The sequence below is a fragment of the Pseudomonadota bacterium genome (assembly GCA_023229365.1).
Classification (GTDB): Bacteria; Myxococcota_A; Polyangia; order JAAYKL01; family JAAYKL01; genus JALNZK01.
The window spans coordinates 1-17,693 of the sequence record JALNZK010000050.1 but is presented as its reverse complement, the minus strand read 5'-3'; the positions used below and the strand labels follow the sequence as shown (position 1 = coordinate 17,693).

23 protein-coding genes are annotated in these 17,693 nt (G+C 42.0%); all 23 read left to right on the top strand.

What is annotated here, in order from left to right:
* Nucleotides 1-26 precede the first annotated feature (26 nt).
* Complete coding sequence (locus tag M0R80_18405; protein MCK9461605.1) at nt 27-557, top strand: hypothetical protein; 531 nt, start codon at nt 27-29, stop codon at nt 555-557.
* A 331-nt stretch (nt 558-888) separates the two neighbouring features.
* Nucleotides 889-1,311, top strand: a complete 423-nt coding sequence (locus M0R80_18400; GenBank protein MCK9461604.1) for a hypothetical protein — start codon at nt 889-891, stop codon at nt 1,309-1,311.
* Between the two features lies 1 nt (nt 1,312).
* Nucleotides 1,313-1,954 (top strand): ParB N-terminal domain-containing protein, encoded by a 642-nt coding sequence (locus tag M0R80_18395; protein MCK9461603.1) that lies wholly within the window; start codon nt 1,313-1,315, stop codon nt 1,952-1,954.
* A complete protein-coding gene (locus M0R80_18390; GenBank protein ID MCK9461602.1) occupies nt 1,941-2,573 on the top strand; it encodes a DNA cytosine methyltransferase in 633 nt (210 codons plus the stop codon). Before M0R80_18395 ends, M0R80_18390 begins: the two co-directional genes overlap by 14 nt.
* Complete coding sequence (locus tag M0R80_18385; GenBank protein ID MCK9461601.1) at nt 2,560-3,294, top strand: hypothetical protein; 735 nt, start codon at nt 2,560-2,562, stop codon at nt 3,292-3,294. The genes M0R80_18390 and M0R80_18385 overlap by 14 nt, the downstream gene beginning before the upstream one ends.
* 9 nt (nt 3,295-3,303) lie before the next feature.
* Nucleotides 3,304-3,888: a hypothetical protein gene (locus tag M0R80_18380; protein ID MCK9461600.1), complete on the top strand. Its 585-nt coding sequence runs from the start codon at nt 3,304-3,306 to the stop codon at nt 3,886-3,888.
* A complete protein-coding gene (locus tag M0R80_18375) occupies nt 3,857-5,305 on the top strand; it encodes a hypothetical protein (protein MCK9461599.1) in 1,449 nt (482 codons plus the stop codon). The genes M0R80_18380 and M0R80_18375 overlap by 32 nt, the downstream gene beginning before the upstream one ends.
* A gap of 12 nt (nt 5,306-5,317) precedes the next feature.
* Nucleotides 5,318-6,757, top strand: coding sequence for a phage portal protein (locus M0R80_18370; GenBank protein MCK9461598.1), 1,440 nt, complete (start codon nt 5,318-5,320; stop codon nt 6,755-6,757).
* Nucleotides 6,758-6,765: 8 nt separating this feature from the next.
* A complete protein-coding gene (locus M0R80_18365; GenBank protein ID MCK9461597.1) occupies nt 6,766-7,677 on the top strand; it encodes a phage minor capsid protein in 912 nt (303 codons plus the stop codon).
* A gap of 107 nt (nt 7,678-7,784) precedes the next feature.
* Nucleotides 7,785-8,411: a phage scaffolding protein gene (locus tag M0R80_18360; GenBank protein ID MCK9461596.1), complete on the top strand. Its 627-nt coding sequence runs from the start codon at nt 7,785-7,787 to the stop codon at nt 8,409-8,411.
* A 28-nt stretch (nt 8,412-8,439) separates the two neighbouring features.
* Entirely contained in the window at nt 8,440-9,360 is a 921-nt protein-coding gene (locus M0R80_18355; GenBank protein MCK9461595.1) for a hypothetical protein, read from the top strand.
* A gap of 93 nt (nt 9,361-9,453) precedes the next feature.
* On the top strand, nt 9,454-10,419 hold the full coding sequence (locus M0R80_18350; protein MCK9461594.1) for a glycosyltransferase family 4 protein: 966 nt from the start codon (nt 9,454-9,456) through the stop codon (nt 10,417-10,419).
* A complete protein-coding gene (locus M0R80_18345) occupies nt 10,416-11,111 on the top strand; it encodes a hypothetical protein (protein ID MCK9461593.1) in 696 nt (231 codons plus the stop codon). Before M0R80_18350 ends, M0R80_18345 begins: the two co-directional genes overlap by 4 nt.
* A complete protein-coding gene (locus M0R80_18340; GenBank protein MCK9461592.1) occupies nt 11,111-11,419 on the top strand; it encodes a hypothetical protein in 309 nt (102 codons plus the stop codon). Before M0R80_18345 ends, M0R80_18340 begins: the two co-directional genes overlap by 1 nt.
* Entirely contained in the window at nt 11,412-11,783 is a 372-nt protein-coding gene (locus tag M0R80_18335; GenBank protein ID MCK9461591.1) for an HK97 gp10 family phage protein, read from the top strand. The genes M0R80_18340 and M0R80_18335 overlap by 8 nt, the downstream gene beginning before the upstream one ends.
* Entirely contained in the window at nt 11,780-12,160 is a 381-nt protein-coding gene (locus tag M0R80_18330; GenBank protein MCK9461590.1) for a minor capsid protein, read from the top strand. Before M0R80_18335 ends, M0R80_18330 begins: the two co-directional genes overlap by 4 nt.
* Before the next feature lie 35 nt (nt 12,161-12,195).
* Nucleotides 12,196-12,711, top strand: coding sequence for a hypothetical protein (locus M0R80_18325; GenBank protein MCK9461589.1), 516 nt, complete (start codon nt 12,196-12,198; stop codon nt 12,709-12,711).
* Between the two features lie 19 nt (nt 12,712-12,730).
* Nucleotides 12,731-13,051, top strand: a complete 321-nt coding sequence (locus M0R80_18320; protein MCK9461588.1) for a hypothetical protein — start codon at nt 12,731-12,733, stop codon at nt 13,049-13,051.
* Between the two features lie 29 nt (nt 13,052-13,080).
* Nucleotides 13,081-13,350: a hypothetical protein gene (locus tag M0R80_18315; protein ID MCK9461587.1), complete on the top strand. Its 270-nt coding sequence runs from the start codon at nt 13,081-13,083 to the stop codon at nt 13,348-13,350.
* Nucleotides 13,351-13,360: 10 nt separating this feature from the next.
* Nucleotides 13,361-15,331 carry a tape measure protein gene (locus M0R80_18310; protein ID MCK9461586.1) on the top strand — a complete coding sequence of 657 codons (1,971 nt, stop codon included), beginning with the start codon at nt 13,361-13,363 and terminating at the stop codon, nt 15,329-15,331.
* A gap of 1 nt (nt 15,332) precedes the next feature.
* Nucleotides 15,333-15,707, top strand: a complete 375-nt coding sequence (locus M0R80_18305; protein MCK9461585.1) for a hypothetical protein — start codon at nt 15,333-15,335, stop codon at nt 15,705-15,707.
* A gap of 3 nt (nt 15,708-15,710) precedes the next feature.
* Nucleotides 15,711-17,252 (top strand): hypothetical protein, encoded by a 1,542-nt coding sequence (locus M0R80_18300; GenBank protein MCK9461584.1) that lies wholly within the window; start codon nt 15,711-15,713, stop codon nt 17,250-17,252.
* 11 nt (nt 17,253-17,263) lie between these two features.
* Nucleotides 17,264-17,693, top strand: a 430-nt coding sequence (locus M0R80_18295) for a hypothetical protein (protein ID MCK9461583.1), incomplete at its 3' end; no start/stop codon positions are given.

Below are 17,693 nucleotides of genomic sequence, written 5' to 3'. Positions count from 1 at the left end.
CTATTAATAGAAAATTAATTGCGTTTGTGGGGGGAATACTCATATTTTTACCACAGATCGCCGGAAGTGGCGTTCCGGTTCAAAAGACAATCGACGATATAAATAAAATTGTATTCACACAACCTCCGGAGGTCAAAGAGTTTCCGAAAGGAACGATTCCGGTGGAATTGCCTGTCCCAAAAGTTCAAATTGCGAAGGCGGTAATTCCGAGTAATAATGATCAATCTCAATGCTTTGAGGCGATAAAAAGGCACTTTCCGAGTAATACTTGGGCGAGTGCTTTTTTAGTTGTTCAGAAGGAGGGAGGAACGCCGACAGGAACTCATCTTAATAATGATGGATCGATTGATCACGGATGTTTTCAAATTAATGATAATTGGAATTATTATCGATCGGGTAATCTATGGAGGAGGAAATATGAATTTAGTCAAGTTTATGATCCGGATGTAAATATTAAAATTGCGATGGAAATGTCAACGAATGGGACTTATTGGAAGCCGTGGTATGCGGTTTGCCCGTTGGATAAATCGAATCCATACGGGATTTGTCCGACATAAAACGAAGCGAGAAGGGATTCTCAAATGATGACTTTGATACTTTGGTTCTTGGCGATAATATTCGTGGTCTCGATAGTGAGGTTAAATGAGAAGATCGACCTCTATAATAAGAAAATAAAAGCGTTGCGAAAGCGAAAATAATCTGCTATAATTTATATATGAATAAAGGGGGATTTATGAGGTATTAGTTTCGTTTTCTGCTTCTCGCGAGAGAGATGTCCGGTCTTACTGATTGGATGTTCCGTGATGGTCTTGTATATTTCATAATCTCCCGATTTTGATCTCTATCACAAGATTTTCCTCTCTCGCGGGAAGAAGGAAGCGAGGGAAAATGATTTTCGGAAAAGTCAAAATATATTTATCGGACAAACTCTTTTCGATTCTAGTGAGAAAAAGGGATCGGAAGTGTGTTTTTGGCGTTAAATGTATTCCGGCGGAGCGAACAGATTGGCAGACGGGCGAATTGGATATCAAATATCTTTCCGCGTGTCATTTTATAGGAAGAAGAAACGATGAAGTCCGAATCGATCCGAGAAACGCGGACGCGGGATGTGGAGCGTGTCATAAATATATCGACGAGACGGATGAGGGGAAGAAATGGCACAGGGAATTCAAGAAGAAGCAACTCGGAGAGGCGGGAGTTGATAAATTGATGATTGATTCAACGGGATTATCAATGAAACGCGTCACAGAGAACGAAAAGCGAATTTATGTTCGGATATTAATGAAAGAAATGGGGATAAATGAGCGATAAAATGATCGAAATCACGAAAGTCAATATCAATGAGTTAGTTCCGGCGGATTATAATCCGAGGGATCTTCTCGGATCGGAATATCTTCAATTAAAGAATTCGATGAGGAAGTTTGGTTTCAAGGATCCGGTTATCGCGAATTCGAACGAAAATCGAAAGAATATCATCATCTCCGGTCATCAGAGGTTAAAGGTCGCGAGAGATCTCGGAATTCACGAAGTTCCGGTTGTTTATGTGAATATTGAGAATATGGAAGATGAGCGAGAGTTCAATATCCGTTTAAATAAAAATACGGGTCATTTTGTCAATGAGAAGTTATCAGAATTCGATCGTGACTTCTTGGCGGGAATCGGTTTCGATCCGGAAGAGTTGGATGAGATCTTCAAGAATCTCGGATCAGCGTCAGAAGAGAGCGTCGAGATCGAGTTCACTCCGGCGTTGATGGAAGAGAATAATTATGTTTTATTATATTTCAATGATGAGTTCGATTGGAATGTCGCGAAGGCACATTTTCAGATCAAGACCGTAAAATCACTTGATTCACGAAAAGGATATGAGAGAAAAGGCGTCGGGAGAGTGATCGACGGGAAGGAATATTTGAATCGGATCGGCGTCAAGACGGAGGATATCAATGAGAACGCTTGAGTTATTCTCCGGATCGAAATCATTTAGTCAAGTCGCGGGGAAACGCGGACACGAAGTTTTCACTTCTGATTATATTTCGGAGTATGATTCAGATTATTGTGTTGATGTTATGGAATTTGATTATAAGAAGATACCATATATTCCGGATGTTATTTGGGCGTCACCGCCTTGCACTGCTTTTTCGGTTGCGGCAATTGGGAAAAATTGGAACCGTGATTATACGCCAAAACACGAAAGAGCGGAGTTGGGTTTGAGAATAGTCGCAAAAACGATTGAAATAATCAAGTATTATCAGAAATTGAATCCTAGTTTGATTTATTTCATTGAGAATCCTAGAGGAATGTTGCGAAAACTGCCGATAATGAATGAGTTCAATCGGAATACAGTTACATATTGTCAATATGGAGACACAAGGATGAAGCCAACGGATATTTGGTCAAATTCACAATGGACGCCGAGACCGATGTGTAAGAATGGCGACCCTTGCCACGTTTCAGCGCCTAGAGGAAGTAGGACGGGGACACAAGGACTAAAAACAGATTATGAGAGGTCGATGATTCCATCACAATTGTTTGAAGAGATATTCGATAAATTAGAGGGAGAGAATGAAGGCGTATAATTTCGAAATTTGTATTCCATCGATGGGAAGAGCGGGATCCGTTGAGACGGCGAAGTTATTTGATGATTTCAAAATCTTCTGTCCGAAACGCGAGGCGGACGAATACCGCAAATTCTACGGGGATAAAGTGTTCGAAGTTCCGGATGATATCAAGGGGATCACGGCGACGCGAAATTTCATATTGGATCATTCCGGAAAGTATGTGATTCAATGCGATGATGATGTAATAGGATTCTATCGAATGAATTCACGGAAAGAGAATAAATACGAAGAACTCACAAAGGAACATCTTTACGAGGTCATTGATAATTCGTTTCTGATGGCGGAAGAGATCGAAACGAACCTTTGGGGATTCAACCTTTCGAGGGATAAGAAGTTTTATCGGGAATATTCGCCCATATCTTTGTCATCCGTGTTAGTGGCGAACTTCTTCGGAATGATTAATGACGGACAGAGATTTGATGAGAGAGTGAAATTAAAAGAAGATTATGATTATTCGTTGGAATCTCTCCGGAGACACCGGAAGATTCTTCGTTTCAATCAATACGCGTTTTTTGTCCAACATCAATCGAATTCGGGAGGATGTGTTGATTATCGAACAATGGATTTGGAGAAAGACACCATCAAATTGCTAAAAAGGAAATGGGGAAGTAAAATAATAAAGACAAACCCGAAAAAAGAGTATGAAATTAAAGTGTCAGTCCCCATCAAAGGGATTTAAAGGATCAAGATGAGCGGAGATACGGAAAAAAAGAAAACGGGCGGGAAAACGGCTCAAAATGGCTCAAAAACACCGCAGAAAACGAAAAACTATAAAACGATTAGCGGTGAAGATAAGTTTCGATTATTTATGTTGAAATACGAAGGAGCGAAAATAACCGAATTAGCGGTCGAGTTCAATATCAATCTACGGGTTTTATACGAATACTTTCAAAAGGGTGGGATTTGGGTCACAGAATACAAAGATTTCGAGAAGAATTTGAATGATGAAATGATCGAGGAAGCGAAGTCGATTTTGAAGAAGGGCGTTAAATCTGCTTCACAGGCGTTGATCTTATCGTTGGCGTCCGGAGACGGAAATGTTCGAGTTCGAGCCGCGAATTCTATCCTTGAAAGAGAGTTTGGTAAAGCGAAGCAACCTATTGAGGGAACGGGCGGATTCACGCTCAAAGTCAATCCGGTCGAAATCGCGAAGATGGTCGAAGATCTAAAAAGAGAGGGTGTTATTAATGGCGGAAGTCCAGACACAACCGGAGAATTCTCCTATGACGGAGGAGGAGAGAATGTCGAAGATAATGTTGAGGGCGACGCTTGATTTTGCCTTCTTCATTCGTGAAGTTTTCTCTCAATCATTCGATAAATATGAGCCGTTTATCGGTGGCGATTATTTAAACGCCGTCGGTTTTTATTATCAGAATTTTCCATATACTTCAAGGATCTCCGCTAGGGATCATTTTAAATCAACGGGATTATACGCGAAGATTATGTGGGATCTGTTGAGAGATTCATTCAGAGGTTCGGAGAATCATTATTTTTCATATCGTCAAGAGATGAGTTCGTATCATCTCGCGAAAGTAAAAGAATTGATCCGGAGAAATCCGTTTTATGCGGGATTAATAGATCATAAACCTCTCGCAGAAGGAATTATGGATTATTCGTGGGGTCTCGACGAACACGGGAATCCGCTTCCTCATATCACGATCGATCCGCAGGGTTTATTGACTTTCAAGCGTGGTATTCACTGCCGAAGAGTTTATATCGATGACCCGTTGAAGGATCCGGAGAATAAGTTAAACCCGACGATCATCAATAAAATCAATCGTATTATATTCACGGAGTTGTTGGATATGCCTTCTCTCGTTGATGGAGAATGTCATATCGTTGGAACGCCTCAAACTTGGCAGGACTTTTTCTTTGATAAGAGAATGAAGTTGAAATTTAAGGTGTGGATTCAACCGGCGATCATATCAGAGGCGAAGAAGATCGTTTTATGGCCGGAGTGGAGAGATTTCGATGAATTAGTCCGAAGGAGAGAGTTGAGAGGCGTCAAGATCTTCAATCAAGAATATATGTGTAAGCCGGTATATTCAGAGAATTCGTTCTTTGAGGAGAAGGATCTGTTGAATGTGATCAATCCGAATCTCAAAAATTGGTCATTATCAGATCTTATTCCGGAAGATCTCGCGAATCGGTTGAAAATGTCCGAAGTGTTGGCGGGGTTGGATATCGGAAAGAAGGTTCATCCGTCTCATTTTGTCATTTTCTATTGGGATAAAGATGATAAGCGATGGAAACAGATTCATCAAAAGTTTATGGACGGATGGGATTATTTCAAACAAGTCGAATATTGCGATCAAGCGATCAAATTCTTTAATATCGATCATCTTTATTATGATAATACAAGAGGAGAATTTGAGGGGTTCAAGGAACAGGGAAAGTTGTCACATCAGTATCACGGCGTTGTTTTCAATACCAAGACAAAAAACGGAATGGCTTCTACCTTGCAAAAACTTGTGAATAATACTAAAATAAATGAAAGAGGAGAAGTCGAGTATCGAGAGATTGAGTTAATAGATGATTTCCGCCAATTCAATCAAATCCTCGCGGTTGATAACGATTTGGAGGCGATGGAATCGCCCGAAGGACACGGAGATTCATTTTGGTCAATCGGGATGGCACTTCAAGAAAAGCCAAAAACACGCGCATTTGAAAGTAAGCCAGAAGGTTTTTAAAAAGGAGGAGTTATGGAAACATTTCCACAAACAGAAGCGGATAGAACTCGATTTCAAAAATATGCTGTTTATGAGGATATCTTTATGGGGAATCACACGATCCCTTTTGCTCGATTCTCGGCTGAAATGCTTAAAAAGAAAAAGGTTCTCATATATATCGTTTGTAATTTCGGCGCACTTATATCAAAGGTTAGCGCTGACCTTCTTTTTGGGGAACCTGTCGATTTTAAGTTCAAAAAGACGGATGATAAAAAAATCGTTGATAAAGTTCAAGATTTCGTTCTTCGTAATAAAATCAATACTCAAAGTTATGAATCGGCGTTATCAAATTCTTATTTTGGCGATTCTGTCGCGAAGTTGAGAAGAGACGCAGACGGGAAGGCGATATTCGAATATTGTTCTCCTCAACTCGTTCAAGTGATCACGGATCCGGATAATGTCAAAGATACGAAAGAGATTCAATTATGTTGGGAGAAGATCGCGGACGGAAAGACATATCTCCGAAAGGAAATTCACGAAAAAGGGAAGATCCGAAATGAGTTATGGTTAAAAGAAGGCGATATTTTAAAGTCACAAGTGGATTTATCTGTTTTATATGATGATTTAAAGGATGAAGAAGTCACAAATATCGATGATTTCTTGGTTAAGATCATCCCGAATTTCAAAACATCGACGATGATCTTCGGGATCTCCGATTATAACGACCTTTTGTCTTTATTTGATGAGATTAATAACAGAATCACGCGATCGGCGGATATATTCAATCGTCATTCAGATCCGAAATTGGCGGTTCCGCCCGGAGTTCTCAATGAGGATGGTAAAGTAAAGACGGGATCATTCGAATTATTTGAGGTTTCGGCGTCAGATACGAAGGGGTTGGTTAAACCCGAATATATCACTTGGGACGCGTCTCTCGAAGCGGCATTCAAGCATATCGATAAATTAGTCGAGTTCATATTCTTATTCTCCGAGACCTCTCCTTCTGTTTTTGGGATGGATTCGGGCGGTCAAGCGGAAAGTGGTCGAGCGTTGAAGTTTAGATTGCTTCGAACTCTTGCGAAGATCTCTCGAAAGCGAAATTATTATGATGAGGCGTTGAATTGGGCGATCATCACGGCTCAAAAGTTGGAAGGCGTGGCGAAACCTATTCTTCCGGATATTATGTGGAATGATGGAATCCCTGCCGATACGATGGAAATGGCTCAAATTGAGGAAATCAGATTGAGAGCGGGAAATACCTCGAAAGAATCTTCAATCAGAAGGTTGGATGGCGGATCGGATGAGGATGTCGAATCAGAGTTAAAGAAAATCGACGAAGAAGAGGCGAAGTTGACACCGGAGATCGGGAAGAATGAACCGAATATGGATATCGTCAATAATCCGGAAGATTCGAAGATGAAAAAGAAAATGGATCCAAATGATCCGATGAATAAAGGTAAAATGACGAAATAGGAGGGGAAATGGCTTTTTCAGATGATCCCTCACAAGACGAGAATCCGGATATAGCGAGGTTGATCGCGATTTATGGATCGGCGTATATTTCATTATTGAAAATCCTTCAAGTTCAAAATCTTTATGGGAAAACACAGGCAGAGAAGAATATATTAAAGGCGACGGCGTTCGGGATTCTCGACGGGTTGGATAAGAAAACGAGTTCGTGGATCGAGGTCAATATGCCGAAGATGTTTCGAAGAGGCGTTTCGGCGATGAATAGCGATATGGTTAAATTCGGGATTCAACCGATGGGCGTTCAATTATCTCCGGTTCAGTTAAAGGCAATCAAGGCGATGAGCGATGATCTTTATACTTCGTTCGGGAATTCACTTCTCACAGTTCGAAAAGATATCACGAACACTTTTTCTTTGGTCGAGCGTCAAGAGTTAGTCGATCGGATTCAAAGCGGTGTGTTGTCCGGATCTTCACGAAAGAAGGTCGTTGATGGATTAAATGAGATTTTAAAGAATCAAGGCGTTTCGTCTCTCATTGATAAGGGCGGGAAGAGATGGCAACTTGATACTTACGCGGAAATGCTTGTTCGGACGAAGATGAATGAGGTTGAGCGTTTAGCGGGTCAATACGCGTTATTGGAGAGAGGACACGATCTCGTTCAGATCTCCGCTCATCTCTCTTCTTGCGAGAGTTGTCGAATCGTCGAGGGAAAGGTTTATTCAATGACGGGAGCGACGGCGGGATATCCGACCTTCGATCAGATCAAGGGAATGTCTCGTCATATTTTCGGACCGAATTGTCGTCATCGAACAGTTGCTTATCATCCGGAATTTGATGATAAATCGTCACAAACGAAGAAGTATTCGGTCAGATCGAAAGAGATTCCGGAATCATATTTGAAGAGTTCGGGTTTCGCAAAGTAAAAAGTATTGCAAATAATATCAAATGGTCGCATAATAAAAACAGCGTTAGGTCTTGGCTGATAATCAAGATCGTTAGATAGTCACTTATAACTAAACAAGGAGGCGTTATGGCAGACCCTATTGACCCAAAAGACCCCGTGGATCCGAAAGATCCCGTTGATCCAAAAGATCCGGTGGATCCGAAAGACCCAAAAGATCCGGTTGATCCGGCAGAACCTAAAAAACCCGAAACCGTTCCATACTCGGAATTCGCGGAAACCCGTCGGCAGTTAAAAGAGCTGAAGGAGAAACAGAAGAAGGACGATGAGGAGAAATTGAAAGCCAATAATGAATATAAGGAATTGGCTGAAAAGCGGGAGAAGGAATTAGCGGAAATGAGCGGGAAGGTTCAATTATCTGCTAAACGAAGCGCATTCACGGAATTGGCGATTAAAGAAGGCGTCGTAAATGTTGAGGACGCATTCAAACTCGCAGATCTTTCAAAAGTTGAAGTCGATGACGATGGCGTTCGAGGAATCGAAGATGTCATCACGAAGTTGAAGGAAAATAAACCCTACCTATTCGGTAAAACGGACAAAACTCTCGGAGGGGGTTCCGCTCCGGCGGGGACAGGTGGAAAGACCGCAGACGGGAAACGAATATATACTTTTGCGGAGACACAGGATCAAGATGTGTTCGCGAAGAACGCCTCGGATATAGCCCTAGCATTCGCGGAAGGAAGAGTTAGTAAATAATAAATAGAAGCGGGAAAAAGAGGGAAAGATGGCAAACGAACAAATTCTCACAGGTATTCAGCAAACCGATGTCGCTGATGGTATTCCGGTAGTTGTAGCGGGATTGACCCTAAAATACCTAAAAAACAACACAGTGATGGCTCGTCTCGTTCGAAGAGATTGGGATAATGAAGTAGCGTCTTATGGCGATACTGTCAGAATCACTAAAATGACCGGTCTTACAGTTAAGACAAAATCCGGCGGAAGTCAGTATGAAGCACAGGAATTGAATGACGCGAAGGTTGATGTTGTGTTGAATCAGCACAAATATGTCGGCTTCTTGATCGAAGATATCGCGGCTTTCTTGGCTAAACCTCAATATCAAGAGGACTTGATGAATGAGGGTGTTTCAGTTATCGCAGAAGAGATTGACGGGCAACTGTTGGCTCTTTATAGCGAAGCAACTGGCGATGTTGGATCTGCAGGGGTTGACGCTACGGCTGATATCCTAGTTGACGCTCGTAAGGTTCTTACGGACGCCAAAGCTCCTAGCGCAAACAGATATGTGGTTTGGTCTGCTAAAGACGCCGCCGCTCTGTTGAAGGTTGAGAAGTTCACAAATAGTCAATGGGTTGCCGGAAATGGCGAAGCTCTTGTTGAGGGTTCACTTGGACGCAAATATGGTTTCGATCAGTTTGAATGTCAAGGTGTTAAAGAGACAGGCGAAGGTTCTCCTATCTCTACTCATAACATCGCTTTCCAAAAGGGCGCATTCGCTCTTGTCACTCGTCCGTTGAGGGTTCCGAATCCTGGCACGGGAACAGTTGGTCAAGTTGTAAATGCCGACGGGATTGGTTTGAGAGTTATGACCTCTTATCAGCACAAAGACGGCGGATACTTCACGACTATCGATGTTCTGTTCGGTGTTAAAACCGTTCGTCCAGAACTAGCGGTTGAAGTTCTTACCTAGATTGAGGGTATAACGAAGGGGAGAGAAATCTCCCCTTCTGATATTGGGAGGGGTTCTACGCTTCAACCTCTCCCGCTATCAGAAGGGAGCGTTATGAAAATAGAATTTATTTCCGTTCGGGATGAAAATAACGGATACGGGGTATCGAAGAATCTTTTTCTCAAATACTTCAAAGAATTTGGCGTTGAGATCGTCGATAAATTTGATTTTAAGGAGAAGAAAAGCGATATCTCTTTGGTTTATTCATATCCGACGAATCTCAAATGGTGTCATAATAAAAAGCGGGTTTGTTTCACGATGTTCGAGACGGATCATATTCCGGATTCGTGGATTCCGATTCTCAAACAATATGATCTCGTTATCGTTCCGACGAAATGGGGAGCGGAGATCTTCAAAAAGTCCGGTATTGACGCGAAAGTGATCAATTTGGGATTCAACGATGAAATTTTTACCCATTTAGAACGCCCACAGCGAGAGATTTTTACTTTCTTGAATTATGAGGCGTTCACGATACGAAAAGGGTGGAGAGAACTGTTTACGGCGTTCACAGAGGAATTTGATGAATCCGAGCCGGTTAAAATGATATTTAAGACAGTCGCGTCGAGTTATGGGAAGAATCTCGTCTGTTTAGATGAATATAAAAACATCGAAGTAATAAATGAGGCGATAAGTCAAGAGGAATTGATGAAACTTCTCGGACGGGCGGATTGTTTTGTCTTTCCGTCGAGGGGAGAGGGTTTCGGGATCACGCCTTTGGAGGCGATGGCGACGGGAATCCCTGCGATCGTGCCGAATGCTCACGGAATATCCGAATATTTCAATCCGGAGTTTATGATCGGCGTTGATTGGGAATTGATTCCGGCGAAATACGATCATATCCGAGAGGATGTCGGTAATTTTGTTAAATGTGATATTCCGGATCTCCGAAAAAAGATGAGATTAGCGTATGAGAACGCGAAAGAATGGCGTGAAAAAAGTGGAAAGATTTCCGAATATGCGCTAAAATATAATATAAGAGAATCCGTGAGGAAATTAATCGAAGCGTTGGAGGAAGTATGATTGAGTTAAACACGATACCTACCGATCGAAACGCGAATAGTTATGTCTCTCTCGCGGAGGCGAACGAATATTTTTCTGATTTCTATTATGGAGATACTGTTTGGAGCGGTGCGACAGATACGGATAAAAAGTCAGTTCTCAAAATGGCGATGAGGATCATTGATCGATTCAGATTTCACGGGGAGAAGTTTGATGATCTTCAAGTTCTCAAATTTCCGAGATCGGAATCTGATATTGCGAGTGGAACGGCGAGTTCGGGCGGTGTTGATCATATTATATGTTCTTCTCTCGCGAATCGGATTGAGTTTCCGGACGATATATTCAAATATGGCGGGATCGAGGTTCTATCGGGAACGAATAAGTGGGAAAAGCGTCAGATTTCGGGATTTGTTCGATCTACTGGACGGATCAATTTTCTCACAAATTTCTCGGTCGCGTGTGATGATACAACTTCATTCAGAATTATCGATCAAGTGCCTTTGAAGGTTAAACACGCTCAATGTGAGATTGCTAAATGGATTTTAGAGGGTAAGAATACGAGTTCACGCCTACAACTTCAAGCGGAAGGCGTTTCGTCATTCTCGGTTGGAGATCTCTCCGAAACTTATGACAAATCGGTTGATATTAATTTGATTCCGGTTGAGGCGAAGGTTCTTCTCGGAGGATATATCAGTAAAATCGGGAGTTGGTAATGATCGAGAATTATTTAAACGATACGGCGATTCTTTACTCAAAGGGGGTTTTGAGTAATTATGGGCGTCCTTCTTATACGGAAGGAAAGGTCGTGAATTGTCGTTGGAGTGAGACGAAGAAGTTGGTCAAGGATCAATCGGGGAATACGATCACGGCGAATGCGATCGTTTATCTCGATCCGGATGAAGATCTCGATTATGAAGATAAATTGGAAAAAGACGGGAAGATGTTCATTATTGTTCAGATCTCGATTAAATCGTTAGTCAATGAGGTCTCGCATAAAGAGGCGTTGTTGATTTATGGATAGTTCATTTAAAGGTATTGATGAAGTTCTCGCGAATTTCAGTAAAGCGGAACAAGTCGTCATCAAGGGCGTGAAGGGTGCGTTGGATGATTGCGGGGATGATCTGTTATCCGAATCATCGAAGGAAGTTCCGTTTGAAAAAGGCACATTGTCCGGATCCGGACGATCAAGCGAGGTTGGAATCAAGGGGAACGAGATGAAGGTTGAAGTTTCATATAACACGCCTTATGCGGCACGACTTCACGAACATCCGGAGTATAAATTTAAGAAAAGCCGAAAAGGTAAATATTTAGAGGATCCGTTGAAGAGAAGGTCAAAAGTATATAAAGATAAAATTGAGGGAAGCGTTAGGAAGGCGACGAAATGAAGTTTATTGAAGAAGTTGAAGATTATATTATCGCGAATTCGTCAGAAGTCAAGGCGGAGACGATCTTTTTGATGGAACAACCCGCCGATACGATAAATTGTCTCGTTTTGATCGATACGGGCGGATTTCCACCCGATAATTTTCTTCCGGTTATGGATCCGACGATTCAATGTATATCAAGAGCGAGTGATTATGAGACCGCTAAAACGAAGGCGGAATTGGTTCGAAATATTCTTCATCGAAAGCAAAATATCACGCTTTCCGGTGGGAGTGTTGTTTTATTAATCGAGGCGATGGGGGAGCCGGGAGATATTGGTCGAGATCTCAACGGCAACTTTGAAATATCTTGCAACTATCGTTTCAAGGTGCTAGAATAATATTAGCGATATAAAAGCTAAAACAGGAGGAAATTATGGCAGACGCAACAAAAATCAATCTCGGAATATGTAGTGTTTCAATCAATGGAACAGACATAGGACACACAAAAGGCGGTGTCGAGGTCACTTATAAGCCCGAATTCTCGGAGATCTCTGTTGATCTTTACGGGGGATCGATCGTTGATAAGCGATTAAAAGCGGAAGATTTTCAAGTCAAGGTTCCTTTGGCTGAATATACTCTCGCAAATTTGAAGAAGGTTATTCCATCCGGAGATCTTGTCGAAAGTGGTGGAAAGACAGCGTTGAAGATCGGTCGTCAAGCCGGTTATTCTCTGTTAAATGAGGCACAGCGTCTCGTTCTTCATCCAGTTTCTCGCGAAGCGAGTGATATTTCCTTCGATGTTATCGTTTGGAAAGCAGTTCAGATCGGCGAGATCAAACTTGGATTCAATGATTCCGAAACAATTATGGAAGCACAGTATCAAGCATTCATTGATGAGAGTAAAGCGAATAAAAACTACCTCGCTACGATTGGCGATTCAACGATATAATCGTTGGGAAGGAGCGTAAATGAGTAATTTCTTAAACCTAGATGATCTCTCTTTCAAAGAATTTGAGTTCGAAGGAAATAAAATTCGATTCAAAGTTCCGAAAATGACGGAATTGAAGAAGATCTCTAAAATGGAAAAAGAGATTAAAGGGATCAAAGACGATGACCTTGACAAGATCTTGGAAGTAGTCGCGAAAACTGTTTGCGGTATGATTCCGGAGATTCCGAAAGAAATATTCGCGAACTTCACGCCCGGACAACTTCGATCTTTTCTCCAATTCGTCACAGATCAAGACGAGAATCTTGATAAAAAAAAATTATTGAACCCTTCGCAAGGTTAGCGAGGTTCTACCATTTTAGCCACGAAGAGATGGAAGGGATGTCCCTTCCTCTCTTGGAGGCGTATCTCGAAAGTATAGAGCCGTTGAGATCAGAGGAAGAACTCTCACTTCTCACTATAATTGCGGATCCGAAGCCGGTTTGGATGATTGATCCGAAGAAATCCGAAAATGTTATTGGTCAATTATTCGAAAAAATCAAGGGTCGAATCGTGGGTTCAAAACCTTATTGGCAAGTCACAGAATTGGATGAAGCGGGATTTATACGATTAAAGCGAACGATGGAAGAAGCGCAATCGTAAAGGAGATAAAATGGAAGTTGGTTCAATAGTCGCTTCGATCAAGGCGGATATCACAGATTTTAAAAGTGGAATGAAAACCGTCAAGAACGAGACATCAGCTCTCGGAAATGTCGGGAGTAAATTATCGGGCATTGGTTCCGATATTCTTGATTTTACGAAAAAAAGTATTTTGGCGGTTTCAGCCGCCTCGGTCGCGGGAAGTGTTTTCGCGGTTAAAAGTGCTTCGGATTTTGAACAATCAAGAGTTGGATTTGAAACTATGCTCGGATCTGCTGAAAAGGCGAAGTCGTTGATGACGGATATCGCTAAATTTGCGAAGGAAACGCCGTTCGAACTTCCGGATGTTGTTAAAGGATCTCAAAGATTATTGGCTTTTGGCTACGCACAAGACGAGGTTATTCCGAAGTTCAAGATCTTGGGCGATATTGCGTTGGGTAATAAAGATAAGATGGAATCTCTCGTCGGGATGTTGGGTAAAGTTAAGGCGAAGGGACGAGCGGATCTTGAAGCGTTGAATATAGCGATGGACGCCGGTGTGCCTATCATCTCATCACTTGCGAAACACTTTAAGACGACAGAGGCGAACATTTTCGAGATGGTCTCGACGGGTAAGGTCGGATTAAAGGATGTTGAAGATACGATGGGGGAGATGACATCATCGGGCGGAATGTTTTTCAATGCGATGAAGAATCAATCTCTCACTTTTGATGGAGTTGTCTCGAATGTTAAAGATACGATCGGATCTCTCGCGAGAACAATTGTCGGGATCGGAGATGACGGAGAAGTTAAAAAGGGCGGGATGTTTTTCTATCTAAAAGAGGGAGCAACTTTCCTTTATACTTGGTTATCAGATCATCGGGCGGAAATCGAATCTTTTTTTGGGAATATAATTAAAACGATCGGGGATGTGGTCAAAGCGGTGGCGGAATTCACGAAGAGCGAGATCGTTCCGTGGGTTCAAAATTCATTAATGCCCGTTCTCCGAGAGATGTGGAATATTTTTCAAACTTATATTCTTCCGGCGATTAAAAATATATGGAAAGTTATTATCGAGGAATTATTTCCTGCTTTTGTTAGAATGTGGCAAGTTCTCGGACCGATATTAATTCCTATTTTAAAGGTTTTGGCGGTTATTTTAGGAGTTGCTTTATATGTTTCGATCATAGCGATTTATAAAGCGGTTACATTTCTTTTTAATGCGATCACTTGGCTTATCACAGGGATCAGTAATTTCGTTAAAGGTGTCATCGATGGCGTGAAAGCGATTCATCAATGGTTTTTAGATCTCCCCGGAAAGATTGCGGAATTTCTCACGAATCTTCCGAATACTATCGCTTTTTGGATCGGTCGTTCAATGAGGATAATGTATGATCTCGTTTTGGCGGGTATAAACGGCGTTATATGGTTCTTTACGGATCTTCCGGTTCAGATATACAACTGGCTTCTAAAAGTGCCGGAGAGGGTCTCAAATGCGGGGAAGAGCGCATATAATAGTGCGGTTGACTTTGGTAAAGGGATTTGGAACGGGATTATGGATTTTATCAACGGAATCCCGAATGCGGTCACTAACGCTTTCAATAGTGCGGTTGATTCAATCAAGAATCTGATACCAAAAGCGGCAAAGAGTGCGGGAGATTTCGCGTCCGGTCTTTGGAATTCGTTCAAGAATGGTCTTGGGATTCATTCTCCGTCTTATATTGAAAAGGCGTTATTTGCTATTGAGGATCAAGCGGAGGTCACAGGGAAAAACCTCAACGGATCGGTCGATGAGTTGAGAAAACAAGCGAATAATCTTCCAAATGTGTCGGTTTCCGGCGATATGGTCAATTCTCAACCCGTTCAGTTATTTATCGACGCGTCGAATAAAGGAGTTTTCGTCGGATCAGAACTTGCCTATGATAATTTCGCGGAAGGAATGGTCAAGAAGGCGGAGCGAGTATTCAACGCAAAGGGTTTGAGTTTAATAACGAAGAAGGTGTAATATGGCGAAACCTACAATCACAGATTCGGCAAGTAATGTCCTCACTCTTGAACATCCGGATGTCGGAGTTGTTCGAAGGAATCTTTGGGATAAAGTATCGGCGAGAACTAAAAACGGAACGGCGTTTGAGCGGATTAATTATCGAAAATATATCTATGAGTTGAATTTCAAGAATATGGATCGGACGAAGTATGATGAGATCGACGCGTTTTTGGTTTCTGCTCTCAATGCGGGGAGAACTCTCACTTTTAATTATACTGATAGATGGGCGACGGCGAACGGGATTCAAGTTTTGGTCGCGTTGGGCGATGATAACAGTCAAGGCGGAACGATCACTTCATCAAGCGTTATTATTGAAGAAGTCGTAAAGAGGTAATTAATGCAGACAGTCACAACAGAATTTCAAAACGCGGTCGAAAGTCCGAGCGTTCAAGTTTCTCACAAGGTAATGATCGCGTGGGATAATACTTATAATTCGAGTGCTATTTTTGCGATTGTCGGAACATCACAGGTCGGAAGTAATGCGATCGTTAAGGGGAATTATGACGCGATAACGGAATGGGATAAATATTTATATACAGATGAAAGCGATTATGTGAATTCATTCGAGTATTCGAGAGAATCCGGTTTTCCGTTGGTCGGAGTGGTTAAGTCAAGGGCGTCGGTCGTTTTAAATAATATCACGAAGAGATTTCTTGACCTAAAACCCCGAAGATTCATCAAAATATTTTCCGGATTCAACGACAAAGTAATCCCTCAATTTGTGGGAAGAACGGATCCACCTAAACACGATCTTGATGAGATGACGACGACGATCACGGCGTTGGATATTTTGGATTATATTGAAGGGTTTGAGTTGGCGGGATCTCTTCTCGTCAATAAGTGGGGAGATGAGGTTATTTCGGCGGTTCTCTTGGAATGCGGTCTTTCGGCGAATCAATTTATACTAGAGGATTCGGCGAATTATATTCCGTTCGTTCAGATCAAGAAAAGCGATAAAGCGTTGGATGTGATCCGAAATATATGCGAAGCGGAAAATGGGATTTTGTATGTTGACGAAGAAGGGATTATCAGATTTGAGAATCGATACCATCTCTCTCAAAATGCGACAAGCCGATATACTTTCACTTATGACAACGCGATCGTCAAGGCGAATCTCGAACCCGTTTCTGTCATCAATAAAGTTCGAGTGATCGCGAATCCGCGTGAAGTTCAAGTGAATCAAAGAATATGGCAAAAAGATTCGGCGGATTCTATTCCGGCGAGTGGATCGATTGAGTTATTCGCGACGATTCAAGACGATTTCGGAGATCTTCCGTGTCCTACGATCTACGAACCCGATGGAGTGGCGACGGATGGATCATATTTTAAGGCGAACGATTTTGAAGATTCAACGGGAACAGATCGAACGAGTAGCGTCACAGTCACAACCTTTGAGGTTTTAGGAGGAAATGTTGCTCACATTATTCTCGCGAACGCCTATACGCAACAGGTTTATCTCACGGAGTTGGTTTTGTGGGGAACTCCGGCGAAGATTTCAAGGGAAATTGTTTATGAGACAGAGGACGCGGACGCTCAAACTTCAATCGATGATTATGGATATCAGATTCACGAAATTCGAAACGACTATATTCAATCTCCGGATTATGCGAGGACGATGGCTGATTCATTAATCTTCTCATTCAAGGATCCGAATAAAAGTTATGATGTCGAGGCGAAGGAAATTCCGTATCTACAAGTCGGGGATTTGGTCACAGTTGAGGACGATATCACGGCGGAGACATATTCGATGAGTATTGTGAAGATGGAAAAACTTGCCAATACCGCTACTTTTAAGCTATTATTAAAGGAAGAAACGATTCAATCTTATGCGGTCGTCGGAACGGCGACAGTTGGCGGAGATGATGTCGTTGCGCCATAACGGAGGGAAATGTGAATAAAGCACAGATGGAAGAAGAAATCCAAACATTGAAAGATCAATTAAAAAAAGTTGATCATCTTTTGAATCCTCCGGTTCCGTGTCAACCTCTTTTATGTTCGTTCGGGTGTAAATATTTTGATAATAAGATGAGCAGACCCGGAATCTCAAAGTGTAATAAATGTGAAAAGTTTGTTGCGATGGGAGACGGAGAATGTCCGGCGATCGATCCGTCGATGAAGAAATACGGATTTTATTGTTCAAATTGTGATGAAAGATTGGCGACGGCGTGGAGTGATTCCGATCATCCGGAGATCGATCTGATCAATTTTCATTATGATTCGGCGATCAAAGAGAACGGCGTTTATGTGAGAGGTTGTCTTGCGCCTTCGAAGGCGGAGGGCGGGGTTCTCGCGTTTGAATGTGCTTGTGGGAATGATACGA